The organism is Kingella potus, assembly GCF_900451175.1.
GTDB lineage: Bacteria > Pseudomonadota > Gammaproteobacteria > Burkholderiales > Neisseriaceae > Neisseria > Neisseria potus.
The window spans coordinates 680,044-705,672 of the sequence record NZ_UGJJ01000001.1; the positions used below are offsets into that span (position 1 = coordinate 680,044).

Annotated in this window: 18 protein-coding genes, 2 tRNA genes and 3 rRNA genes; 4 read left to right on the forward strand and 19 right to left on the reverse strand. The window is 54.8% G+C overall.

Annotation, left to right across the window (positions count from 1 at the left end; genetic code table 11):
* Positions 1-178: 178 nt before the first annotated feature.
* Positions 179-1,438 (forward strand): NRAMP family divalent metal transporter, encoded by a 1,260-nt coding sequence (locus DYE40_RS03025; protein ID WP_115307672.1) that lies wholly within the window; start codon positions 179-181, stop codon positions 1,436-1,438.
* Positions 1,439-1,590: 152 nt separating this feature from the next.
* On the opposite strand, the gene DYE40_RS12185 is transcribed toward DYE40_RS03025, so the two are convergent.
* Entirely contained in the window at positions 1,591-1,818 is a 228-nt protein-coding gene (locus DYE40_RS12185) for a hypothetical protein (protein WP_147286563.1), read from the reverse strand.
* Between the two features lie 311 nt (positions 1,819-2,129).
* The gene (locus tag DYE40_RS03030; protein WP_115307673.1) at positions 2,130-3,074 is read right to left on the reverse strand and encodes a serine hydrolase; all 945 of its coding nucleotides are present in this window, start codon (positions 3,072-3,074) and stop codon (positions 2,130-2,132) included.
* 366 nt (positions 3,075-3,440) lie between these two features.
* Here DYE40_RS03030 and clpX point away from each other — a divergent pair, with 366 nt between their 5' ends.
* A complete protein-coding gene (gene clpX, locus DYE40_RS03040) occupies positions 3,441-4,709 on the forward strand; it encodes an ATP-dependent Clp protease ATP-binding subunit ClpX (protein WP_115307675.1) in 1,269 nt (422 codons plus the stop codon).
* Positions 4,710-5,010: 301 nt separating this feature from the next.
* Here the strand turns inward: clpX and DYE40_RS03045 are convergent, their stop codons facing one another.
* From DYE40_RS03045 to DYE40_RS03070, 6 genes are all read right to left on the reverse strand, one after another.
* Entirely contained in the window at positions 5,011-5,328 is a 318-nt protein-coding gene (locus DYE40_RS03045; RefSeq protein ID WP_115307676.1) for a ComEA family DNA-binding protein, read from the reverse strand.
* Positions 5,329-5,476: 148 nt separating this feature from the next.
* Positions 5,477-5,589: ribosomal RNA gene (gene rrf / locus DYE40_RS03050) — 5S ribosomal RNA — on the reverse strand.
* 134 nt (positions 5,590-5,723) lie between these two features.
* Positions 5,724-8,610 (reverse strand): 23S ribosomal RNA (locus DYE40_RS03055).
* 328 nt (positions 8,611-8,938) lie between these two features.
* Positions 8,939-9,014 (reverse strand) — tRNA-Ala (locus DYE40_RS03060).
* 9 nt (positions 9,015-9,023) lie between these two features.
* Positions 9,024-9,100, reverse strand: a tRNA-Ile gene (locus tag DYE40_RS03065).
* A 57-nt stretch (positions 9,101-9,157) separates the two neighbouring features.
* A 16S ribosomal RNA gene (locus DYE40_RS03070) occupies positions 9,158-10,698 on the reverse strand.
* Together the 16S, 23S and 5S rRNA genes with 2 tRNA genes alongside form the textbook arrangement of a ribosomal RNA operon.
* Positions 10,699-11,086: 388 nt before the next feature.
* On the opposite strand from DYE40_RS03070, the gene mutS reads away from it, so the two are divergent.
* A complete protein-coding gene (mutS, locus tag DYE40_RS03075) occupies positions 11,087-13,765 on the forward strand; it encodes a DNA mismatch repair protein MutS (protein WP_115307677.1) in 2,679 nt (892 codons plus the stop codon).
* Between the two features lie 672 nt (positions 13,766-14,437).
* Here the strand turns inward: mutS and mltA are convergent.
* From mltA to DYE40_RS03130, 11 genes are all read right to left on the reverse strand, one after another.
* A complete protein-coding gene (gene mltA, locus DYE40_RS03080; RefSeq protein WP_115307678.1) occupies positions 14,438-15,769 on the reverse strand; it encodes a murein transglycosylase A in 1,332 nt (443 codons plus the stop codon).
* Positions 15,770-15,936: 167 nt separating this feature from the next.
* Positions 15,937-16,719: an indole-3-glycerol phosphate synthase TrpC gene (gene trpC / locus DYE40_RS03085; RefSeq protein ID WP_115307679.1), complete on the reverse strand. Its 783-nt coding sequence runs from the start codon at positions 16,717-16,719 to the stop codon at positions 15,937-15,939.
* 98 nt (positions 16,720-16,817) lie between these two features.
* Positions 16,818-17,084, reverse strand: a complete 267-nt coding sequence (locus tag DYE40_RS03090; RefSeq protein ID WP_115307680.1) for a DUF3079 domain-containing protein — start codon at positions 17,082-17,084, stop codon at positions 16,818-16,820.
* A gap of 566 nt (positions 17,085-17,650) precedes the next feature.
* Positions 17,651-18,529, reverse strand: a complete 879-nt coding sequence (locus tag DYE40_RS03095; RefSeq protein ID WP_115307681.1) for an endonuclease/exonuclease/phosphatase family protein — start codon at positions 18,527-18,529, stop codon at positions 17,651-17,653.
* Positions 18,530-18,756: 227 nt separating this feature from the next.
* The gene (gene gltX, locus DYE40_RS03100; RefSeq protein ID WP_115307682.1) at positions 18,757-20,151 is read right to left on the reverse strand and encodes a glutamate--tRNA ligase; all 1,395 of its coding nucleotides are present in this window, start codon (positions 20,149-20,151) and stop codon (positions 18,757-18,759) included.
* A 76-nt stretch (positions 20,152-20,227) separates the two neighbouring features.
* Positions 20,228-20,779: a methylated-DNA--[protein]-cysteine S-methyltransferase gene (locus tag DYE40_RS03105; protein ID WP_244731784.1), complete on the reverse strand. Its 552-nt coding sequence runs from the start codon at positions 20,777-20,779 to the stop codon at positions 20,228-20,230.
* A complete protein-coding gene (locus DYE40_RS03110; protein WP_115307684.1) occupies positions 20,779-21,408 on the reverse strand; it encodes an IMPACT family protein in 630 nt (209 codons plus the stop codon). The genes DYE40_RS03105 and DYE40_RS03110 overlap by 1 nt, the downstream gene beginning before the upstream one ends.
* A gap of 77 nt (positions 21,409-21,485) precedes the next feature.
* Entirely contained in the window at positions 21,486-22,418 is a 933-nt protein-coding gene (locus DYE40_RS03115) for an electron transfer flavoprotein subunit alpha/FixB family protein (RefSeq protein ID WP_115307685.1), read from the reverse strand.
* 10 nt (positions 22,419-22,428) lie between these two features.
* Positions 22,429-23,175, reverse strand: coding sequence for an electron transfer flavoprotein subunit beta/FixA family protein (locus tag DYE40_RS03120; protein WP_115307686.1), 747 nt, complete (start codon positions 23,173-23,175; stop codon positions 22,429-22,431).
* A complete protein-coding gene (waaC, locus tag DYE40_RS03125) occupies positions 23,172-24,164 on the reverse strand; it encodes a lipopolysaccharide heptosyltransferase I (RefSeq protein WP_115307687.1) in 993 nt (330 codons plus the stop codon). The genes DYE40_RS03120 and waaC overlap by 4 nt, the downstream gene beginning before the upstream one ends.
* 40 nt (positions 24,165-24,204) lie before the next feature.
* Positions 24,205-24,843, reverse strand: a complete 639-nt coding sequence (locus DYE40_RS03130) for an isochorismatase family protein (RefSeq protein ID WP_115307688.1) — start codon at positions 24,841-24,843, stop codon at positions 24,205-24,207.
* 99 nt (positions 24,844-24,942) lie between these two features.
* Between DYE40_RS03130 and tsaA the strand changes: the two genes are divergently transcribed.
* Positions 24,943-25,611: a tRNA (N6-threonylcarbamoyladenosine(37)-N6)-methyltransferase TrmO gene (gene tsaA / locus DYE40_RS03135; protein ID WP_115307689.1), complete on the forward strand. Its 669-nt coding sequence runs from the start codon at positions 24,943-24,945 to the stop codon at positions 25,609-25,611.
* Positions 25,612-25,629: the final 18 nt, after the last annotated feature.

The window sequence follows — 25,629 nt, forward strand, 5'->3', positions numbered from 1 at the left end:
CCTGTTTTACGCAAACAAAAGCAATAATCCGCCATTATTTTACACAACATATCTTTAAATTCATTTTAAAGAAGAAAAATCAGCATAAAACGCCCTTTACAAAAATTCAAATCCCATCCGTTTTCCGCTACACTCGCGCGCTTTCAACCAAGAGGCCGTCTGAAAAGGCGGATAGCGCATGAACCCCACCACCGAAACCCCGTCCACTTGGAAAAGCCGCCTGCACGCCCTGGGCCCCGGCATCCTTATGGCATCCGCCGCCATCGGCGGTTCCCACCTCATCGCCTCCACCCAGGCCGGCGCACTCTACGGCTGGCAGCTCGCCCTGATTATCGTCCTGACCAATCTGTTCAAATACCCCTTCTTCCGTTTCAGCGCACACTACACCCTCGACAGCGGCAAAAGCCTGATTGAAGGCTACGCCGAAAAAAGCCGCGCCTACCTGTGGGTATTCCTCGTCATGTGCTTTCTCTCCTCCACCATCAGCACCGGCGCGGTCGCCCTGCTGACCGCCGCCATAGTCAAAATGGCCATACCCGGCCTCTCCCTGTCCGTCGGCACGCTTTCGGTGCTGGTGGTCGGCTCCTGCGTACTGATACTGCTGATGGGGCAGTACAAGGCATTGGACAACCTGTCGAAAATCATCGTCGTCAGCCTCAGCATCACCACCGTGGCCGCTGCCGCCATCGCCGCTTCCAAAGGCATGCAGATGAAGCCGGATTTTGTCGAGCCTTCCCCGTGGAACCTCGCCGCGCTGGGCTTCATCATCGCCCTCATGGGCTGGATGCCCGCCCCCATCGAAATCTCCGCCATCAACTCGCTCTGGGTAACCGCCAAACAGAAAACCGATCCCGCCAGCTACCGCGACGGCATGTTCGATTTCAACGTCGGCTTCATCACCAGCGCGGTACTCGCCGTCGTCTTCCTCGCATTGGGCGCATACGTCCAATACGGCAACGGCGAAGCCGTACAAATGAAAGGCGGCCAATACGTCGGCCAGCTCATCAGCATGTACACCTCCACCATCGGCGGCTGGTCGCGCCCCCTGGTCGGCTTCATCGCCTTTGCCTGTATGTTCGGCACCACCATCACCGTCATCGACGGCTACGCCCGCGCCGTTGCCGAATCCGTCCGCCTCGTACGCGGGCGCGACCGCTTCCGCACACTCGAACTTTTCGGCTGGATCGCCTGGATTTCCTGCACCGGCCTCGCCCTGATTTTATGGTTTGACAGCGCACTGGCCGAACTCCTGAAATTCGCCATGATCTCCGCCTTCCTCGCCGCCCCCGTATTCGCCTGGCTCAACTACCGGCTGGTGCGCCATGACGACAAACACAAAATCACGCCCGCCATGAACGCCCTCTCGCTGGCAGGCCTCGCCTACCTCATCGGCTTCGCCGTACTGTTCGTCTTAAACTACGCCGGCATACTGGCCTGAAAAAACAGCTTTCCGCCGCGCACACATTGGCCGAAAGTCCGGACAGCCGGCCGGCAAACGCAAACCGCCTGCGCCGCTGTACGGCAGCCTGCGCCAAAGGCCGTCTGAAACCGATTTTCAGACGGCCTGTTTTGTACTCCGACTCCCATGAATCAAAAGTAGGGTGTGTCGCCCAAAGGCGACGCACGCACCCCCATCGTTTGCAGGCCGTCTGAAATCTGCCATGCCGTTTTGCTTAGCCAATATCCTATTTTCAGACGGCCTGTTTTATATTCCGACTCCCATGAATCAAAAGTAGGGTGTGTCGCCCAAAGGCGACGCACGCGCTCCCCATCGTTTGCAGGCCGTCTGAAATCTGCCATGCCGTTTTGCTTAGCCAATATCCTGTTTTCAGACGGCCTGTTGCTCTTTCAATCCATTTAGCAGGAGCCAATCCATAGCAAACAAGAAACGCGTGCGTCGCTGCGCTACACACCCCACTTGCGGCATTGGGACGGTATAAAAAACAGGAGGCCGTCTGAAAGCGCAAACACAGCTTTCAGACGGCCTTATATCCCGTCTTCCAATTGACGCACAAACAGCCACGACCGCACGTGCCGACGCGCCGCACCCTGCCTAAACGGCAGAGGCCGTCTGAAAAAAGATTTTTCAGACGGCCTCCCGTATGTATGTCATGCGTGATATACGCCGTTTACGACGGACGCTGCGTCAGCACCCAGCTTTGGATGGTACGCGCGTCGTTTACGCGCGTGGTGGTGGTGGGCGAGTTGAGCAGGACGATGGTAACGGGTTCGCTGCCGATTCTGGCTTTGACTACCATCGAGCGGCCGGATTCGCGGATATAGCCCGTTTTCTGCAATTCGATGTCCCAAGTGCCTTCGCGCACCAGGGTGTTGGAGTTTTTAAAGTTCTGCTGCCTGCCCGCACTGGTGTACACCGAGCCGTAAGTAGACGTGCTGTTGCTGCGGATTTGCGGATATTTGGCGGCAGCGGCAACCATTTTGCTCAAATCGCCGGCTGTGGAAACATTGCGGTAATCGAGGCCGGTCGGTTCGTAAAAGCGGCTGTCCGCCATGCCCAAACTCTGGGCTTTGGCATTCATCGCGGCAACAAATGCGTCCATACCGCCCGGATAGGTGCGCCCGAGCGCGTGTGTGGCGCGGTTTTCACTCGACATCAGGCTCAGGTGCAGGAGCTCGGCGCGTGTCAGTTGCGTGCCGATGGAAAGACGGCTGCCGGTGCCTTTGATGCGGTCGATTTCATCTGCGGTAATCGTGATGACTTCGTTCATGTTCAGCCGCGCATCCAGCACAACCATGGCCGACATCAGCTTGGAAATCGAAGCTATCGGCATAACTCTATTCATGTTTTTCTGATACAGCACTTCACCTGTACGGTTGTTCATAATCAGGGCAGATTGGGAGGAAAGCAGCGGCCCGGCAATTGCGGCCTGCGCTTCGAGCATATCGATCGGATTGTTGGCAATGAATGTCCCCAAAGGGTCTTGCTCGGTAGGAAGGTTTTGTTGCAGAAATTGGCCGAGTACGTCTATGTCGTCGGCACAAACAGGCTGGGAGAATAAAAACAGGCCGCAAAAAACAGCGGCGGCTTTCTTGTAATATGAAATTTGAAACATGGGAAAATCCGTAAAACGTCGGTTGGCAGGGTGTTTTTTGGCGAAAGGCCGTCTGAATAAACCATGCGACGCGCAAAGCGCATTCCGCACGGCAGTAAAAATTTTTTATTCCGCTTCATTGTGTTAGCAGCAGAAATTTTGCATATTGTCGGTTAAAGTAAGGTTTTCTGTAAAGCCTGAGGGCAAATTTTTGCATGAGTTTTCATTTTCCCGCGCCGTGTTTCCGGTAGGTTTCGGGACAAGCCCGCTGAAAGGCCGTCTGAAAAACGCGGGAATACCGCAGGCCGTAGCTTCATTTGTCTGTTTCACTATATAATCGCCGCTTTTTTCAGACGGCCTGTCCGTTGCCATCATAGGGTAGAATCCATGACTACAGAAAACCGCCACTGCTCCTTTTGCGGCAAGTCCGAACAGGAAGTAAAACACCTGATTGAAGGAGAATCCGATGCGTGCATCTGCAACGAATGCGTGGAAACCTGCGGCGTAATGCTGAATACGGACGAGCCGCCGCCTTCAAGCCCGGACAGCACGTCCGACAACAAACTCCCCTCCCCCGCAGAAATCGTAGCCAACCTCAACGATCATGTTATCGGCCAGGAACAGGCGAAAAAGGCTCTCGCTGTGGCCGTGTACAACCATTACAAACGCCTGCGCCACCCGAAAGCCTCGGACAATGTCGAGCTGTCGAAATCCAATATTCTGCTTGTCGGCCCGACCGGATCGGGAAAAACCCTGCTGGCACAATCTTTGGCACGCAAGTTGGATGTACCGTTTGTCATGGCCGATGCCACCACGCTTACCGAAGCGGGCTATGTCGGCGAAGATGTGGAGCAGATTATTACCAAGCTCTTGGGAAAATGCGATTTCGACGTAGAAAAAGCACAGCGCGGCATTGTTTACATTGATGAAATAGACAAGATCTCACGCAAAAGCGACAACCCTTCCATTACCCGTGACGTATCCGGCGAAGGCGTGCAGCAGGCATTGCTGAAACTAATCGAAGGAACTGTAGCCAGCGTTCCCCCGCAAGGCGGACGCAAACACCCAAACCAGGATTTTATCCAAGTCGATACTACCAATATCCTGTTTGTCTGCGGCGGCGCATTTGCCGGTTTGGAAAAAGTGATCCGCCAACGTACTGAAAAAGGCGGTATCGGCTTTGGCGCATCGGTTCACAGCAAAGACGAAAATGCCGACATCAGCGAATTATTTGCAATCATCGAACCCGAAGATTTAATCAAATTCGGCCTTATTCCGGAACTGATCGGCCGCCTTCCCGTTATTGCCACATTGTCCGAATTGGATGAAGATGCCCTAGTCAATATTCTGACCGAACCCAAAAACGCTTTGGTAAAACAGTATCAGGCTCTAATCCGCATGGAAGGCGCAGAACTCGAATTTGAAGAAGCAGCCCTGCGCAGTATCGCCAAACTGGCGATGACCCGAAAAACAGGTGCGCGCGGCCTGCGCTCAATAGTCGAACGCGCCCTGCTCGAAACAATGTACCGCCTGCCGGAACTGCCCCAAATAAAAAAAGTGGTTGTTACAGCAGAAGTAATCGAAGGAAAACGATCACCTCTACTGCTTACCGAAGACGGCAAAGAATATGCTATTGCCGCCGATTCGACCTGTTAGCAATTTCTTGCCTAAACCAACTTAGATTTAGTACAAACTCAATCATTCTACAGTTTGAGAAACTGACATACTTCCAACCGAAATTTAACCGTTTTAGCTGCAAAAAACGTGGCAACTTTGGTTTTTTGAAACCAACTTAACGGCAACATACTTTCCTTACTTCCGATAGAGCAACTTCTTTGACGGGGTGCCGGCAGGCCGTTGTGCCGGATTACGGGGCAGGTTGGAGGCGCAGTAAAACCGGCCGGCAGTATTTGGTCTGCCGGCCGGTTTTGTCTTTACGGTATGGTGTTATGCGCTTTTACGGTTTTTTGGCGGCCGGGACGGCGGCCTGTGCCGGTTTTGCCGGTTTGGCGGCGGGAGCCGCACCAACCGTTGCCTGATCCTTCAATTTGCCCAAAATACCGTCGCCTATTCCTTTGACCTTTTTCAAATCGTCCACCGATTTGAACGCACCGTTTTCCTTACGGTAATCCACAATCGCCTGCGCCTTCGCCTGACCGATACCCGGCAGGGCCTTCAACTCCTCCGCTGTGGCCGTATTGATGTTGACTGCAGCCGAAACCAAAGCCGCTGCGGCATACGCCAAAAGACCGAACAAAGATTTTTTCAGATTCATCACTCACCTTTCAATCAAAATAAAAAAACGAGAGCCATCATAATCAAGAAACCCGTATCAGGCAAGCCTGTCTCACCGACCCCGGTTTGCTTCCGTCCCTGCACGCAAACAAAAACCCCGCCGTTAAAGGGCGGGGTTTGCAATAAGTGCCTGGCAGTGACCTACTTTCACATGGGAATCCACACTATCATCGGCGCTGGTTCGTTTCACTGTCCTGTTCGGGATGGGAAGGAGTGGGACCAAACCGCTATGGCCGCCAGACTAAAACTGTCAAATCGGTAAAGCCGGGGTCGGAAGGCATCTGCCTGTCCAACCGCAATCAACTGTGATGAAATATATCGGAACAAGTCCTATGTAGGCTTTGTCATCAAAGGATACAAAGTCCTTCAAATGATAGAGTCAAGCCTCACGAGCAATTAGTATCGGTCAGCTTCACGCGTTACCGCGCTTCCACACCCGACCTATCAACGTCCTGGTCTCGAACGGCTCTTTAGGAGGATTAAATCCTCAGGGAAGTCTCATCTTCAGGCGAGTTTCGCGCTTAGATGCTTTCAGCGCTTATCTCTTCCGAACTTAGCTACCCGGCGATGCGACTGGCGTCACAACCGGTACACCAGAGGTTCGTCCACTCCGGTCCTCTCGTACTAGGAGCAGCCCCCGTCAAACTTCCAACGCCCACTGCAGATAGGGACCAAACTGTCTCACGACGTTTTAAACCCAGCTCACGTACCACTTTAAATGGCGAACAGCCATACCCTTGGGACCGACTACAGCCCCAGGATGTGATGAGCCGACATCGAGGTGCCAAACTCCGCCGTCGATATGGACTCTTGGGCGGAATCAGCCTGTTATCCCCGGAGTACCTTTTATCCGTTGAGCGATGGCCCTTCCATTCAGAACCACCGGATCACTATGTCCTGCTTTCGCACCTGCTCGACTTGTCGGTCTCGCAGTTAAGCTACCTTTTGCCATTGCACTATCAGTCCGATTTCCGACCGGACCTAGGTAACCTTCGAACTCCTCCGTTACTCTTTGGGAGGAGACCGCCCCAGTCAAACTGCCTACCATGCACGGTCCCCGACCCGGATTACGGGTCTGGGTTAGAACCTCAAAGTCACCAGGGTGGTATTTCAAGGACGGCTCCACAAGAACTGGCGTTCCTGCTTCTAAGCCTCCCACCTATCCTACACAAGTGACTTCAAAGTCCAATGCAAAGCTACAGTAAAGGTTCACGGGGTCTTTCCGTCTAGCAGCGGGTAGATTGCATCTTCACAACCACTTCAACTTCGCTGAGTCTCGGGAGGAGACAGTGTGGCCATCGTTACGCCATTCGTGCGGGTCGGAACTTACCCGACAAGGAATTTCGCTACCTTAGGACCGTTATAGTTACGGCCGCCGTTTACTGGGGCTTCGATCCGATGCGCTAACATCTTCAATTAACCTTCCAGCACCGGGCAGGCGTCACACCCTATACGTCCACTTTCGTGTTAGCAGAGTGCTGTGTTTTTAATAAACAGTCGCAGCCACCGATTCTCTGCGACCCTCCTATGCTTACGGAGCAAGTCCTTAACATTAGAGGGTATACCTTCTCCCGAAGTTACGGTATCAATTTGCCGAGTTCCTTCTCCCGAGTTCTCTCAAGCGCCTTAGAATTCTCATCCTGCCCACCTGTGTCGGTTTGCGGTACGGTTCTGATTCAACTGAAGCTTAGTGGCTTTTCCTGGAAGCGTGGTATCGGTTACTTCGTGTCCGTAGACACTCGTTATCACTTCTCGGTGTTAAAAAGACCCGGATTTGCCTAAGTCTTACACCTACCGGCTTGAACAAACTATTCCAACAGTTTGCTAACCTAACCTTCTCCGTCCCCACATCGCATTGAATCAAAGTACGGGAATATTAACCCGTTTCCCATCGACTACGCATTTCTGCCTCGCCTTAGGGGCCGACTCACCCTACGCCGATGAACGTTGCGTAGGAAACCTTGGGCTTTCGGCGAGCGGGCTTTTCACCCGCTTTATCGCTACTCATGTCAACATTCGCACTTCTGATACCTCCAGCATACCTTACGATACACCTTCTTCGGCCTACAGAACGCTCCCCTACCATGCCTTGCGGCATCCGCGGCTTCGGTTACAGATTTGAGCCCCGTTACATCTTCCGCGCAGGACGACTCGACCAGTGAGCTATTACGCTTTCTTTAAATGATGGCTGCTTCTAAGCCAACATCCTGGCTGTCTGGGCCTTCCCACTTCGTTTACCACTTAATCTGTCATTTGGGACCTTAGCCGGCGGTCTGGGTTGTTTCCCTCTTGACAACGGACGTTAGCACCCGCTGTCTGTCTCCCGAGGAACCACTTGATGGTATTCTTAGTTTGCCATGGGTTGGTAAGTCGCAATGACCCCCTAGCCATAACAGTGCTTTACCCCCATCAGTGTCTAGCTCGAGGCACTACCTAAATAGTTTTCGGGGAGAACCAGCTATCTCCGAGTTTGTTTAGCCTTTCACCCCTATCCACAGCTCATCCCCGCATTTTGCAACATGCGTGGGTTCGGACCTCCAGTACCTGTTACGGCACCTTCATCCTGGCCATGGATAGATCACTCGGTTTCGGGTCTACACCCAGCAACTAGTCGCCCTATTAAGACTCGGTTTCCCTACGCCTCCCCTATCCGGTTAAGCTCGCTACTGAATGTAAGTCGTTGACCCATTATACAAAAGGTACGCAGTCACCCCTTACAGGGCTCCCACTGTTTGTATGCATCAGGTTTCAGGTTCTATTTCACTCCCCTCCCGGGGTTCTTTTCGCCTTTCCCTCACGGTACTGGTTCACTATCGGTCGATGATGAGTATTTAGCCTTGGAGGATGGTCCCCCCATCTTCAGACAGGATTTCTCGTGTCCCGCCCTACTTGTCGTATACCTAGTACCACCAACGAAATTTCGAATACGGGACTATCACCCACTATGGTCAAGCTTCCCAGCTTGTTCTTCTATCTCATCGGCTATCGTATACAGGCTCCTCCGCGTTCGCTCGCCACTACTTGCGGAATCTCGGTTGATTTCTTTTCCTCCGGGTACTTAGATGGTTCAGTTCTCCGGGTTCGCTTCTCTTGTCCTATGTATTCAAACAAGGATACCGTACAGAATACGGTGGGTTTCCCCATTCGGACATCACCGGATCATAGCTTTATTGCCAGCTCCCCGATGCTTTTCGCAGGCTTACACGTCCTTCGTCGCCTATCATCGCCAAGGCATCCACCTGATGCACTTATTCACTTGACTCTATCATTTGAAGTACCTTTCTGACTTCGGTGCTTTGCCGTTGACTAACTCGGCACCTTCAGGCCTCTACTTTGATACAGCCTACTGCTTGTTGTGTCCCGATCCTGCCTTTTGTGCTTCAGAATCGGGTCGATACAATCACCACCCAAATTTTACCGTCTGATTCTTTGATGCTTAAACCATGATTGCAACAATGATTTAAACCAAATCAAACGACTTTGTCTTTGTTTGTTGATTTCGGCTTTCCAATTTGTTAAAGATCAATGCGTTGTTTTCGCAAATTAAAACAGTCTGTCTTTCTTTCAGACTGCTTTGATTTGGGAAATCCTGGTGGAGGCAAACGGGATCGAACCGATGACCCCCTGCTTGCAAAGCAGGTGCTCTACCAACTGAGCTATGCCCCCAGTCTAGCTTGGTGGGTCTGGTAGGACTTGAACCTACGACCCCACGCTTATCAAGCGTGTGCTCTAACCACCTGAGCTACAAACCCTTTGTAACGCTCTCTACGATTACCGATAAGTGTGGATGCACCCGCCCCTTTCTCTAGAAAGGAGGTGATCCAGCCGCAGGTTCCCCTACGGCTACCTTGTTACGACTTCACCCCAGTCATGAAGCATACCGTGGCAAGCGGCCTCCTTGCGGTTAGCCTACCTGCTTCTGGTATCCCCCACTCCCATGGTGTGACGGGCGGTGTGTACAAGACCCGGGAACGTATTCACCGCAGTATGCTGACCTGCGATTACTAGCGATTCCGACTTCATGCACTCGAGTTGCAGAGTGCAATCCGGACTACGATCGGTTTTGTGGGATTGGCTCCGCCTCGCGGCTTGGCTACCCTCTGTACCGACCATTGTATGACGTGTGAAGCCCTGGTCATAAGGGCCATGAGGACTTGACGTCATCCCCACCTTCCTCCGGTTTGTCACCGGCAGTCTCATTAGAGTGCCCAACTTAATGATGGCAACTAATGACAAGGGTTGCGCTCGTTGCGGGACTTAACCCAACATCTCACGACACGAGCTGACGACAGCCATGCAGCACCTGTGTTACGGCTCCCGAAGGCACCCTTCCGTCTCTGGAAGGTTCCGTACATGTCAAGACCAGGTAAGGTTCTTCGCGTTGCATCGAATTAATCCACATCATCCACCGCTTGTGCGGGTCCCCGTCAATTCCTTTGAGTTTTAATCTTGCGACCGTACTCCCCAGGCGGTCGATTTCACGCGTTAGCTACGCTACTAAGCAATCAAGTTGCCCAACAGCTAATCGACATCGTTTAGGGCGTGGACTACCAGGGTATCTAATCCTGTTTGCTACCCACGCTTTCGGGCATGAACGTCAGTGTTATCCCAGGGGGCTGCCTTCGCCATCGGTATTCCTCCACATCTCTACGCATTTCACTGCTACACGTGGAATTCTACCCCCCTCTGACACACTCTAGCCTGCCAGTTCAGAACGCAGTTCCCAGGTTGAGCCCGGGGATTTCACATCCTGCTTAACAAACCGTCTGCGCCCGCTTTACGCCCAGTAATTCCGATTAACGCTCGCACCCTACGTATTACCGCGGCTGCTGGCACGTAGTTAGCCGGTGCTTATTCTTCAGGTACCGTCATAAGTTCATGGTATTAGCACAAACCCTTTCTTCCCTAACAAAAGTCCTTTACAACCCGAAGGCCTTCTTCAGACACGCGGCATGGCTGGATCAGGCTTGCGCCCATTGTCCAAAATTCCCCACTGCTGCCTCCCGTAGGAGTCTGGGCCGTGTCTCAGTCCCAGTGTGGCGGATCGTCCTCTCAGACCCGCTACTGATCGTCGCCTTGGTAGGCCTTTACCCCACCAACTAGCTAATCAGACATCGGCCGCTCGGATAACGCGAGGCCCAAAGGTCCCCCGCTTTCCCCCTCAGGGAATATGCGGTATTAGCCTTCCTTTCGGAAAGTTATCCCCCATTATCCGGTACGTTCCGATGCATTACTCACCCGTTCGCCACTCGCCGGCAGTAGTGCAAGCACTACCCCGCTGCCGTCCGACTTGCATGTGTAAAGCATGCCGCCAGCGTTCAATCTGAGCCAGGATCAAACTCTTATGTTCAATCTCTAACTTACTTAACTTCTGGTCCGCTTCAAAGAAACCGACAGGAAATATAAAATTCCTTGTCTGTTTTTCGTCGCAGTATGGGGCCAAACGCACCCACACTTATCGGTAATCATCTTGTTAAAGAACTGCGCCGCCGAAGCAGCAAAGACGCACACTATACCCAGACAGAAAATTTCAGTCAAGCGCGTTGTAGGGAAAAATCTGACGTAATTCGTCATATCAATGTTTAACAAGATTTTTATTTTTCGGATTTTTGCAAACCTTTCCGAAATACTATTAACAGGCCGTCTGAAAAACCGTCTGCCTAAGGCAGTAAAACGCATTGCGGCGGGGCTGCTACAATAGCCGTTTTACAACCATACAGTACAAAGGCCGTCTGAAAATGAGCAAATCCGCCGTTTCCCCGATGATGCAGCAATATTTGGGTATCAAAGCCGATCATCCCGACAAGCTGGTTTTTTACCGCATGGGCGATTTCTACGAAATGTTTTTCGACGATGCGGTGGAGGCGGCGAAACTTTTGGACATCACGCTGACGGCGCGCGGGCAGATGGACGGCAAACCGATAAAGATGGCGGGCGTTCCCTACCATTCTGCGGAGCAGTATTTGGCGCGGTTGGTAAAAATGGGCAAAAGCGTAGCGGTTTGCGAACAGATTGGGGAAGTCGGGGCGGCGAAAGGGCCGGTGGAGCGTAAGGTTGTGCGGATTGTTACGCCCGGTACGCTGACGGATTCGGCTTTGCTCGAAGACAAGGAAACAAACCGTATTGCGGCGGTATGCGCCGGCAAAAGGCGGCTGGGTATCGCTTGGGCATCGCTGCAAAGCGGCGAATTCAAAGTGAAAATGACTGCGGCCGAAAGCCTTGCCGACGAGCTGGCGCGTTTGCAGGCGGCCGAAATCCTGCTGCCGGACGGGAAATCCGCGCCGGCAAACCTTCCCCGGGAAGCCAATATCACACGCCTGAACAACTGGCAGTTTGCCGCCGACAGCGGTTTCGAGCTGCTGACGCGCTATTTCGGTTCGCAGGATTTGCGCGGGTTCGGGCTGGATGCGGAGGAACACGCGCCTGCAATCGGTGCCGCCGGCGCATTGCTGAACTATATCAAACTCACCCAGTCCGAACTGCCGCGCCATCTTGACGGGCTGTCGCTCGAATCTGAAAGCGAATATATCGGTATGGACGCGGCAACGCGGCGCAATCTCGAGATTACGCAAACCATCGGCGGCAAACAGTCGCCGACATTGTTTTCCATCCTCGACTGCTGCGAAACGCATATGGGCAGCCGCCTTTTGGCTTTGTGGCTGCACAATCCGCTGCGCAACCGCGCCCACATCCTTGCCCGCCAGGAGGCCGTGGCCGCGCTGGCGGCGGAGGGCACGGCGGAGATTGCAGGCCGTCTGAAAAACCTGTCCGACATCGAACGCATTGCCGCCCGTATCGCCGTCGGTTCGGCGCGTCCGCGCGATTTGTCCGGCCTGCGCGACAGCCTCGACATTCTGCCGCAGATTCTGCTGCCCGAATCGCCGCTTCTGGACACGTTGAAAAACATCTTTCCCGAAGGCTTGCGGATTGCCGGCAAAATCCGTGCCGCCATTCTGCCCGAACCTGCCGTGTGGCTGCGCGACGGCGGCGTGATCAACCACGGCTATTGTGCCGAACTCGACGAATTGCGCGCCATTCAAAACCACGGCGGCGAATTCCTCCTCGCCCTCGAAGCGCGCGAGCGCGAACGCACCGGCCTGTCCACCCTCAAAGTCGAATACAACCGCGTCCACGGCTTCTATATAGAGTTGTCGAAAATACAGGCCGTCCAGGCTCCGGCCGACTACCAACGCCGCCAAACCCTCAAAAACGCCGAACGCTTTATCACGCCCGAACTCAAAACCTTCGAAGACAAGGTGCTGGGGGCGCAGGAAGCCGCACTCGCCCTTGAAAAAAAGCTCTACGACCGGCTGATCGAAGATCTGCAAAACGACCTGCCCCTGCTGCAGCAAACCGCCAAAGCCGCCGCCGCACTCGACGTACTGACTGCCTTTGCCGCGCTGGCTGCCGAACGCAGCTACTGCCGCCCGCAGTTTGCCGATTATCCCTGCATCGACATTTCAGACGGCCGCCACCCCGTTATCGAACAACAGGTGCGCCACTTCGCCGCCAACCACACCCGTCTCGACGACAAACACCGCCTCATGCTCCTTACCGGCCCCAACATGGGCGGAAAATCCACCTATATGCGGCAAACCGCCCTCATCGTCCTGATGGCGCATACCGGCAGCTTCGTTCCCGCCGCATCCGCCCTCATCGGCCCCACCGACCGCATTTTCACCCGCATCGGCGCATCCGACGACCTGGCCGCCAACCGCTCCACCTTTATGGTGGAAATGAGCGAAACCGCATACATCCTCCGCCACGCTACGCCCCAGTCCCTTGTATTGATGGACGAAGTAGGACGCGGCACCTCCACCTTCGACGGCCTCGCCCTTGCCCAAGCCGTTGCCGCCCATCTTGCACAGAAAAACCGCTCCTTCTCCCTCTTTGCCACCCACTATTTCGAACTCACCGCCCTGCCCGAAACCCTGCCCGCCGCCTTCAATATGCACCTGTCTGCGCTGGAAGAAGGACACGACATCGTCTTCCTCCACCGCGTCGAACCGGGCCCCACCGGCAAAAGCTACGGCATTGCCGTTGCCAAACTCGCCGGCCTGCCTGCCCGCGCCCTCAAATCCGCGCAAAAATATCTGGAACAACTGGAAGCCCAAGCCGCCGCCCACCGACCGCAACTCGACATCTTCGCCCTTCTGCCCGAAGAGAGGCCGTCTGAAAATACGGATGGGGCTTATTGCGGCGGAGAAAACGGTGAAACCCCGTTTTCAGACGGCCTCGAAGACGCAGAATCATCTGAAAACGGGATGCCAAACAGCAAACACACCGGACACAACACAGCATCCGCCCTGCTGCAAACCCTCGACAGCCTCAACCCCGACACCCTCAGCCCGCGCCAGGCCCTCGACGCACTGTACCGGCTCAAAGAGCTGGCCGATGCAGGCAAAGAGGCCGTCTGAAAAATCAAAATCCCGTTTTTCAGACGGCCTCTGCCGTTTAAGGTAGGGTGTGCCGCCAAAGCGGCGCACGCGGTTACTGCGGTTTGCCCGACGGCTGGGAATGCGGAAAAAATGCCGTCTGAAAATACGGATTCGGTGCGTCCGATATTCCGTTTGCACTTTTCAGACGGTTTTTTACTGCGGCTGCGTACGCGTGCATCGCTGCACGGCACACCCTGCCTGTCATACAAACGGCAGACGGATGTTTTATCTAATCCGCTGTCAATACTGAGGCCGTCTGAAAACAATATTTTCAGACGGCCTTTTGGTTTTTCAAACCCACATTTCCACCCTGACGAAACTTCCCAAACGTTTCAGCCAAACCGCAACCCGCCATGTCCGTTTTCAGACGGCCTCTGCCGTTTAGGTAGGGTGTGCCGCCAAAGCGGCGCACGCGGCTCCCTCTGCAATGCGACAGGCCGTCTGAAAAACGCAAACGGAATATCGGACGCACCGAATCCGTGTTTTCAGACGGCCTTTGCGGTATCGGATATTGTTAAAAACGCGTGCGCCTCTTTGGCGACACACCCTACTTGTGCAGACAGCGGGATATGTTTTTATTTGCTTTGCCATCAATACAAAGGCCGTCTGAAAATCTGTTTGAGACTTTCAGACGGCCTTTCCGCCGACGGTTCAGGGGTTGTAGCGCGGGTTTGTACCGTTGGGCAGGAGCTGCCAGACGTAGCCGGGATGTTTCATTTTGCCTGCGGTGCGTCCCGCTTCATCGCCGTAGCCCCAAAAGAAATCGACGCGCACCGCGCCTTTGATCGCGCTGCCGGTGTCCTGCGCCATGATGAGGCGGTTGAGGCCGTGGCGGGTGTCGGGATGGGTGGTGGCGAGGAAAAGCGGTGCGCCGAGGGTGATGTAGTGTTTGTCCACCGCGCCGGAGTAGCCGCCGGTGAGCGGGGTGCCGAGTGCGCCGACGGGGCCGTCGCCGTTGTCTTCGAGAACGCGGAAAAAGACGAAGCTGGGGTTTTGCCCGAGGATTTCGGCCAGCCGCTGCGGGTTTTGCCGGATATAGTTTTTGATGCCCTGCATATCGGTCTGCGCCAGCGGCAGGTAGCCTTTGTCGGCCATGTAGCGGGCAACGGAAACATAGGGGTATTCGTTTTTGTCGGCATAACCGAGCCGGATGTAATTTCCCTGCGGGGTTTTCAGACGGCCCGAGCCTTGGATTTGCAGGAAGAAGAGTTCGACAGGATCGTCGGCATAGCCGAGTACGGGGGCCTTGCCGTTGAGTGCGCCGGCGTTGATTTCGCGGCGGGTGTGGTAGGGGAGGAAGCGGTTGCCGGAAAAACGGCCTTTCAGGGCTTTGCTGCGTTCGCTGACGGGAAAGGCGGCCAAATCGGCGGTGTACGTCCCGGCAGGGTCGATGATGCCGCTGTTTTGGCCGGTTTGGCGGATGCGTACGGCGGTTTTTTTATTGCGCAGATTTGCGGGCAGCTCGACGGAAACGAAGTCGTAGGGAATGCCGTAAATGGGGAAGCGGGCTTGGGCGGACGGGCTTGTACCGCCGTGGAGGACGGGTTCGTAATAGCCGGTTACCGTGCCGGCGGGGCTGCCGTTGCCGGAGACCTGCCAGGGTGTGAAATACTGCTCGAAAAAGCGGCGGGCGGCGTGGTTGTGGCGCGGGGTTTGCGCGGCCTGGGTGCAGACGCTCTGCCAGGCGGGCTGGTTTTGCAAACGGGCGCAGCCTTTGAGGAAAGATTCGAGCGAGGCGGCAAAATGCTGGTGCGTCCAGTGCGGCAGGGCGGAATAATCGACGGCGGTATAAACCGCGCCGCCGCCGGAAACGCTCGTGCCGGCGGGCGAGCGCGCTCCGGCAGGCTGCGGCGGCAGAGAGGTGCCGGAGGGAAGCAGGGTTTGGCCTGATGGGGGGGCGGGTTTGGGGGATTTTTTCGATGTGCAGGCGGCAAGCAGGCAGGCAAGCAGCAACGCGCCGCTTCGCAGGAGGGTTTTGTTCATACGTTTTGGGTGCAAAGGGAAAAGGCTGTCTGAAATATATTTTTCAGACGGCCTGAAAAACACGGGAATGGAAAACGGCGGCACTATATCACAGGCCGCCTACCGCGCCGCCCTGCGGGAGCGCAGCGGTGCGGCAGGCAATCTGCCGGCAGGGTGCGGACAAGGTTTTAAAACAGTTTGGCCACTTCGGCGGCAATGTCGTCCGCCCGCATAAAGGTTTCGCCGATCAGGAAGGTGTGTACGCCGTGTGCGCGCATCAATACGATGTCTTCGCGGCTGCGGATGCCGCTTTCGGTTACCACTGTTTTGCCCGCCAGATGCGGCAGCAGGCGCAGGGTTTGGTCGAGGCTGACTTCGAAAGTGCGCAGGTTGCGGTTGTTCACGCCTACCAGCGGCGTGGTCAGGCGGGTGCATTTTTCCACTTCGGATTCGTCGTGCAGCTCGAGCAGCACGTCCATGCCCAAAGCGTGTGCCGCCTGTTCGCAGCGTTCCAGTGTGTCCGCATCGAGGGCGGCGGCAATCAGCAAAACCGCATCCGCGCCCCATGCGCGTGCCTGATACACCTGGTATTCGCCGATGATGAAGTCTTTGCGCAACACCGGCAGCGACACGGCGGCGCGGGCGGCACGCAGGTATTCGGGCGAGCCTTGGAAATAGTTTTCGTCGGTCAGCACCGACAGGCAGGCCGCGCCTGCACGTTCGTAATCGGCGGCGTGTCCGGCGGGGCGGAAATCGGCGCGGATCAGGCCTTTGGAGGGGCTGGCTTTTTTGATTTCGGCAATCAGGGCGGGCAAACCGGCGGCGTGTTTGGCGCGGATGGCGCGGACAAATCCGCGCGGCGGCGGCGCGGCGGCGGCGCGGCGGCGGATTTCGTCAAACGGCACGGCGGCTTCGGCAGCTGCGGTTTCTTCTGCTTTGGTGGCAAGGATTTTTTCGAGGATGTCGGTCATGGTTTGTCGCAGAAAACGGAAAACGGCGGATTATATCGGCGGGTGTGGGTTTGGCAAACGGTACAGGCCGTCTGAAAATCTTTCAGACGGCCTGTTGTTCAACATTTGGGCGGCAGCCTGATATGCGGCTTCGCTTTCTTGGCAGGACTTTCGGCGGGCAGCAGCCCGAGTTCGCGCTGCTGGCTTTCGCTCAGCAGGTTGCTCCAATCGCCTTTTTCATACCATTGCCGTCCGTCAAGCTCGCACGGATGCTGGATGCGTTCGCAGCCGTTGCCGCACTGCAAATCCTCCGCCGGACAGTATTTTTCGCAGCCCCAACAAATGCGTTCGGGATGTTTGGGAAAAATGGGAAATTTTTTTGCCATTGCGCTTCCTTCCGCAAAACCCGAAAAATGATACACCTTTTATAAATGCTTTACAGCAGGGCGGGGCGGACTTGCCTGATGCGGATGCTTTAGCGGCCGTCTGAAAACAAGAGCTTTCGCGAAATGCAGACAAAAAACTGCCGCCGCATATTCCCACAATATGCAGCGGCAAATCCCCAGCTCTGTCTTCCCATACAGAGCCGTCTGCCATCCGTCGGACGGCAGAGCGTCGTCGGGGTTCTCGTTTTCCGTAATGTATTTGTTTTATGATGCTTTCGCATCCGTTAAGAACGACCGGCACGCTGTGCGCCGGTAAAATATTTTTAGCAACCGATATGCCAAATTTAACTTTATTTCAAATATGATTACAGATTACTGATATAACAGGGAATAATTTAATCTGTTTTTTGACTTCCCGGCCACAGGCGGCAGTACGCCAGCGGTTTGCGCCGTATTCCGACCGCTCCGCTTCCGGCAAAATAGGCGGATTTATGCCGATTTGCGGCAGACCGTCGGCATATTTAAAGCAGCCGGTCCAACAAAATCAAAACAATACAAACCGTCCCTTATTCCCGCCATTGCACTGACAACGCGCGGTGGTCGGAATACATCCACGGCAGAGCTTGGGTACGCACGCTGAGGTTTTTGGCAAAGACATGGTCGATATTGAGAAAAAACGGTTTCCACGTCGGCATATGGAAACGGGTTTGCGCAGCGGCTCCTGCCTCGTTTGCAAAACGGCGGAACAGCGGTGAAAACGGGCTGCTGTTCAGATCGCCCACCACAAGGGCTTTGTTTTCCGCCGCCACGGCAAGGGCGGTATCGTGCAGATAAGCGGCACGGTGTCGCGCAAATTCGCTGCTGACGGGCGGCGGCGGGTGCAGGGCGTATAGGGCGGTATTGCCGGCCTCGGCGCGGATATAGGGATAAGCGTTTGAAAAACGTACTTCGCAGGCCGATAGAGGCTGCCTGCTCCATAAAGCCATTGCAAAAGGGCTGTCGGAGCGGTGTCCGCAGCCGTAAGGATAGCGGCGGCGCAGCTGTGCCCAGCCCTCATCGGCCAAATCGATTTCCGCCAAAGCCAGTATGTCGGCATCCTCCGCAAGCAAAGCGGCCGTTTCGGCCTGCGGCTGCGGGTTGTCGAGATTGACGTTGTACCAAACCAGCCGCTGCCGCGTTTCAGACGGCCTCTCTATATCGAAAGGCTGTGCCAGCCAGCACACGGTAACGGCTGTACAGATTGCCCACAGCCAACGCTGCCGCCCTTTACAGAGCAAAGCCGCAAGTAAAAAAACCGCAGCGTAATGCGGCATAAAATGGGAAAACAGTTCGGCAAACCAATTCCATGCGCCAAGCTGTCCGACAACAGCCGCCGCCAGCGACAAAACAGCCAGCGTATTCAGCCTTCTGTCCAAGAAATCCCGCCATGAAAAATTTTTCTTCATCTTGATTTGTTCCTTCTGTCTGAAAAACCTGCCGCCGCTTTGTATGGCGGAACAAAACAAACAATCTGCGTCCTTACCGCGTCTTGTCCGTTTCTATTTTTTTGTCCCGCTATATCCGTCATATCCGTAACCGTGTGCGGCTTGCTCCGCATACCCCGACTTAATACAGAGGCCGTCTGAAAACACAGATTCTGTTTTTCAGACGGCCTTTCCTATCCGGATTCGTATTACGAACGGATGCGGCGCAATACTTCTTCTTTGCCGATTAGGGCCAAAACGGCATCTACACTCGGGGTTTTGGCCGTGCCGCATACGGCCAGGCGCAGCGGCATGCCGAGTTTGCCCATTTTGATGCTTTCTTCGTCGCAGAAGGGTTTGAACAGTTCGTGGATGGATTCGGCCGTCCAGTCGTCCAGTGCTTCAAGGCGTTCGGCAAAGCGCAGCATGCGGGCGGGGGCTTCTCCGTCCCAGTGTTTTTGTACGTCGGCTTCGGCCGGTGTTTGTTTTTGGTAGAAATACAGGCATTCGTCGGCGAGCGTGTTCAAGTCTTGGGCGCGGTCTTTGACGAGATCGAGTACGTCTTCCAGATTGGGCGTGGCGGTGTCGGTGATACCGCGTATGGCCAAACGTTCTTTGAGCAGCGCGGCCAGTTTGCCGTTGGGTGTGATTTTGATGTGTTCGCCGTTGATCCAGTAGAGTTTTTTCAAATCCATGCGGCTGGGCGAGGCGGATACGTCTTTCAGGTCGAACCATTCGACAAACTGCTGCATGGTGAAAAATTCGTCGTCGCCGTGTGCCCAGCCTAGCCGAGCCAGATAGTTGAGCATGGCTTCGGGCAGGATGCCCATTGCGTCAAACTCGGTAATGGCTACGGTGTCGCCGCTGCGTTTGGAGATTTTGCGGCCTTGCTCGTTGAGTATCATCGGCAGGTGGCCGTATTCGGGCAGGGTTGCGCCGACGGCTTTTAAGATGTTGATTTGTTTGGGTGTGTTGTTTACATGGTCGTCGCCGCGTATCACGTGGGTGATGCCCATGTCGAAATCGTCTACCACGACGCAGAAATTGTAGGTGGGCGTGCCGTCGGCGCGGGCGATGATGAGGTCGTCGAGGGCTTCGTTGGGAATGGTGATGCCGCCTTTGACCAGGTCGTGCCAACGGGTTGTGCCTTCGAGCGGCATTTTGAAACGTACGACAGGCTCGCGGCCTTCGGGAACCGGCGGCAATACTTTGCCTTCTTCCGGCCGCCAGCGGCGGTCGTAGGTGGCCGTGCCTTCTTTTTCGGCTTTTTCGCGCATGGCTTCCAGCTCTTCTTTGCTGCAATAGCAGTAATAGGCATGGCCTGTTTTCAAAAGCTCGGCAATCACTTCTTTGTAGCGCCCGAAACGGCGGGTTTGGTAAACGACATTGTCGGCGTTGTCGTAGTTGAGGCCTACCCAATTCATGCCGTCGAGAATGATGTTGACGGATTCGGCGGTGGAGCGGGCGAGATCGGTGTCTTCGATGCGCAAGAGAAACTCACCTTTATGGTGGCGGGCAAACGCCCATGAAAACAGGGCGGTACGGACACCGCCGATGTGCAGGTAGCCGGTGGGGCTGGGGGCAAAACGGGTTTTGACGGTCATTTTTTGTCTTTCAATCGGTTTTAAAACGGTTTGAGGCCGTCTGAAAGCATATTTGGGTTTTCAGACGGCCTGTTGTTCAAAATAAAGATGCGTTGCCGCTTTCCAATGCCAGCAATGCCTGTTTGCGCGGCAGGCCGCCGGCATAGCCGGTCAGACTGCCGTCGCTGCCGATGACACGGTGGCAGGGAACGATAATGGAGATTTTGTTTGCACCGTTGGCGGCGGCAACGGCACGCACCGCTTTCGGATTGCCGGACATTTCCGACTGCTGCTTGTAGCTGCGGGTTTCTCCGTAAGGAATGGTTTGCAGAATGTGCCACACCTTTTTTTGAAACGGCGTGCCGACCAAATCCAAAGGCAAATCGAAATTCTGCCGTTTCCCCGAAAAATATCCGTCAAGCTGGCGGCGTAAATTTTGGGTTTCTCCGGTTTCTTTTGCCGTAAAACCGTCGGCATGATAATAAAAGGCTACCGCTTTCAGTTCGCTATCCAAATGTTTCTGCCCCTCAAATTCCAGCAGGCATAAGCCTTTTGGCGAAAAAACAGCACTCATCCAACCCAGCGGGGTTTCGATGCGGATGCGGTTCAAAAGGTTTGTTTCAGACGGCCTCGCAATATTTCTGTCCACTAAGCCTCCTTTTCTGCTTCTGCCGGAAAATTTTCCTTTATTTCTATTACACGTGTCTGCCGCCATGCTGCGATACAGTTTTCATAAGCTGCCAACGGCACACAAACGGTCAAACGGCAGTCAAGCTGCAAATCCTGCTCCACGATTTCGGCATGATGCTGTTTGGCAATTCTTACGGCATCGTTCAAATGCGGGTAGGCACAATTCAAAAAAACGGTTTTCCCAATATTTTTCTCAATAATTTCCGCTGCTTTCAACGCATCGGAAGCAGCGGTTTTATAGGCATGTATCAGTCCGGGTACGCCGAGCAGCGTACCGCCGAAATAACGTACGACAATAATCAGCACATCGGTCAGGCCGAAAGAATCGATTTGTCCGAGTATCGGCCTTCCTGCGCTGCCGGAAGGTTCCCCGTCGTCATTGGCACGGAATTGCAGGCCGTCCGTACCCAGCCGGTAGGCATAACACCAATGCCGCGCCTTATGGTGCGCCTGCCGCTGCTCATCCACCAGCGTTTTTACTTCGCCGGCAGTACGCACCGGATAGGCATAGGCAATAAACCGGCTGCCTTTGTCTTTAAACTCGGCTTCGGCAAATGCGGCAATGGTTTGGTAAGCTGTGGGATACATTCGTTTCGACATCGGGTTGCGGAAAGCCGTCTGAAAAGCGGGAGTTGCATTTTCAGACGGCCTGTTTCACGTGAAACTCAATTCTTTAATGCAGCGGTAAGCTGCGGCACAATTTCAAACAGATCGCCGACAATGCCGTAATCGGCAACATTGAAAATCGGCGCATCCGGATCTTTATTAATGGCAACAATGGTTTTGCTGTCTTGCATACCGGCAATATGCTGGATTGCACCGGAAATACCGACGGCAATATACAGCTCGGGCGCAACCACTTTGCCGGTCTGCCCGACCTGGTAATCGTTCGGCGCATATTCCGCGTCTACCGCAGCCCGCGACGCGCCCACCGCCGCACCAAGCGCGTCTGCCAAAGGAAAAATCAGCTTATCGAAATTTTCCTTGCTTCCCAAACCCCTGCCGCCGGAAACAACCACTTTGGCCTGCGTCAGCTCGGGGCGTTCCAATTGCGGCAGTTCGCGTCCGACAAGCCGGCTGAGGTTTTGTGCGGGCGTGGCTGATATTTCGACAATTTCCGCGCTTCCTCCTTCTTCAGCCGCCGCAAAAGCGGTGGTACGGAATGTCAGCACCAGTTTCGGTTCGCCGCATTGCAACGTAAGCAGCGCATTACCTGCATAAATCGGACGGACAAAAGTATCGGCATCAACAATTTCCACCAAATCGGAAATCTGCGGGCAATCCAAAAGCGCGGCGATGCGCGGCATCAGGTTTTTGCCGAAAACATCGGCGGCAGCGGTGAAATAACGGTAGTCTTCCGCCAGCGATACGGCCAGCGGCGCAAGTTCTTCCGCCAAGCCTGCACCAAAATGCGGCGCATCGGCAAACAAAACTTTTTCTACCCCGCAAAGGCCGGCGGCCTGTGCCGCAACAGATTGTGCACCGCTTCCGGCCACCAGGATATGTACCGCACCAAGCTGCGCGGCGGCAGAAACGGCATGAAGCGTGGCGGGATTTAAGGCTTGGTTATTGTGCTCGGCAATTACTAAAACGGTCATCATATCCTCCTTAAATCACTTTTGCTGTTTTCAGTTTGGCCACCAGTTCGGCGGTATCGGCGGCTTTTTCGCCCGCCCGTTTCGTTTGCGGTTCGGTATAACGCACGGCCTGCAATCGGGGCGCAACGCCGACACCCAACGCTTCCGGCGTGAGTTTTTCCAAAGGTTTCTTTTTTGCCTGCATAATTTGCGGCAGCTTGACATAGCGCGGCTCGTTCAAACGCAAATCCGCGCTGATAACGGCAGGCAGTTTCAAAGCCAAGGTTTCCAAACCTCCGTCAATTTCCCGGGTAACGATCGCTTCGTTTGCGGACAATTCGAGTTTTCCCGCAAAAGTTCCCTGCGGAACGTTCATCAGTGCGGCCAGCATTTGCGCTGTTTGGCAGGCATCATCGTCGATTGCCTGTTTGCCCAGCAGGAGAATTTGCGGCTGTTCTTTGTCTGCCACGGCTTTAAGCAGTTTGGCTATGACCAAAGGCTCCAAAACCGCTTCGGTTTCGACATGGACGGCACGGTCGGCACCCATAGCCAATGCCGTACGCAAAGTGTCTTCACATTTTTTGCCTCCAAGGGATACGGCAACGATTTCGCTGACTTTCCCCGCCTCTTTCAAGCGTACGGCTTCTTCAACGGCAATTTCGTCAAACGGATTCACCGCCATTTTGACATTGCCTATATCCACATCCGAACCGTCGGCCTTTACCCTTACTTTTACGTTGTAATCCACCACACGTTTTACGGCAACCAATGCTTTCATCTTTGTTCGTCTCCTTGTTCGGCCGGCTTCCCTGCCGCTATACATTCCAACAATAAACGGTAAACTTCTTCCGCCCCAGGCATTTGTCCCACGCCGCCGCAGTTTTTTGCCTTTGGCGACTGCTGCACGCCGGTTTTTTGCGGATCGGTATCCGTATAAATCCCCACCAGCGGCTTGCCCAAGGCATTGGCCAGATGCAAAAGTCCGGTATCCACACCGGCCACAGCAGCAGCACCGTCCAACAAAGCCGCAGCCTGCAACAAATTCATCTTGCCGCACACTTTTATATAGGGCGCGGCCTCAGCCATCTCCTCCGCCCGCATTTTTTCCGCCTCACTGCCCCACGGCAACCAAACAGTACCGCCATCATGGCGATGCAGCATTTGCGCCAGTTGCAACCAGTTTTCGCGCCGCCACAATTTGCTGTCGCGGCTGCTTGCATGAAGGGCGGCATAATAAGGTTTTTGCGGCAATTCCAAACCGGTATTTTGCGGAACAAGCGCACCAAACGATATTTCAGACGGCCTCTCATAATCAAAGGCTTGGGCAAACAGCAAACGGTTGCGCAATACGGCATCCAAGCCTTTTTCCACAGGAAAAACCCGGCTGTAAAAAAACGCGGCCAAACTTTCCCGTACGCTTTTTCTGTCCAATCCCGTTACCGGCGCATCTGCCATCCGCGCAGGCAACGCACTTTTCAACAGCCCCTGGCTGTCTAAAACAAAATCAAACCCCTCCTGCGCCAACACGGTTTTCAGACGGCCTATTTCTTCCCAAGTTTCCTTTTCAAACAGTTTCTTACGCCATTGCCGCCAGCGCAGGGTATGGATTTTTTTCACAAAAGGATGCAGGCGGGCAATATCGGAAAAACCTTCCTCGCACAGCCAGTGGAGTTCCACATCGGGACGCATACGGGACAAGTCGCTGACGGCAGGCAGGGTGTGTATCAGATCGCCCATGCTCGACAAACGTACCAGCAACACTTTCATTTTGCATCCATCCGATAACCGTGTTTCACGTGAAACAAAATCAATTTTCCGATTTCAAATATTTTTCGATTTCAGCCGCATCGGAAAAAACCAACGCGCCCGCCGCTGCCATTTCCGTCCACGCCTGCGCGACGGTTTCCAGCGCAATGCCCCGGCAGGCGGCGCGGTTGGCAATTACCTGCCAGCTTCCGCCGCGGCAAAGCTGCAATACGGTGTGTTTGACGCAGTAATCGGTAGCCAATCCGCCCACCAGAACATAACGCACCTGTTTTGCCGACAGCCATTCAATCAGGCCGGTACTGAGACGTTCTTCAATATCGTGGTAGCACGCGCCGTAGGGATGCAGCTCGGGATCGACCCCCTTCCATACGCAATAGTCGTAGCCGTCCAAACCCGGCAAACCGTCAAGCAGGCTGTAACCTTCGCTGCCGATTACCGCATGGGCAACCCATGTCAGATCGGCGTTTTTCAAACCAGTCGGCTTCAACATATCCACAGAATTATCCACAAGCCATGCCGCGTTCAAACTGTGTGCGTCTTTGGTCATAACCCGCAGATCAGCCAATGCCGCCTGCGCGTTCAATTCCGCCGCAATGGTGTCGCCGCCGGCAACCGGAAGCTCTTGCGGACAAAGCGGGGTAAAGGTTTTCTGCGCATCTACATCAATCGAAACAATCACGGCCGCAGCCTTTCGCGGTTTGAAACAGGGAGGCATTATAACAAACCCCTTACTGCACCGTGCTACAATCCGTACACCTTTCAGACAAAGTTATCCACAATGCGCCACACCATCGAAACCATAGGCCGGGTCGTTTCTCCCTACACGCAGAAATTCGGCATCGCCCGCCAGCCCGGGCTGGTATCCGCTGCCGAAGTTTCCATTATTCTCGACCCGTGTTTCAACGAAGACGCGGTGCGCGGGCTGGAAAATTTCGGCTATATTTGGCTGCATTTTATTTTTCACGGCGTACTGGACGAAGGCTGGTCGCCGCTGGTGCGGCCGCCTCGTTTGGGCGGCAAACGGAAAATGGGCGTGTTTGCCACCCGCAGCCCCCACCGCCCGAACCATCTCGGCCTGTCGCTTCTGAAACTGGAAGGAATCGATTGCGCCGACGGCGTGAAAATCCGTTGCAGCGGCGCGGATTTGCTCGACGGCACACCGGTGGTGGACATCAAGCCCTATATTCCCTTTGTCGAAGCCAAGCCGGATGCGGCGGCAGGCTTTGCCGGCGAAGCCCCGCCGCTGCTCGATGTCGTCTGGCAATACGACGGAACATGGCTTTCAGACGGCCTCAAACGGCTCATCAGCCAATCCGTCGCCCAAGACCCGCGTCCCGCCTATCAGGACATTCCCGAACGGATTTATGTGATGGAAATTGCCGGACTGGCGGTAAAGTTCCGTATCGAGGGGCGCACGGCGGTGATTTTATCGGCAGAGGCCGTCTGAAAACGCCGTTTGCATGAC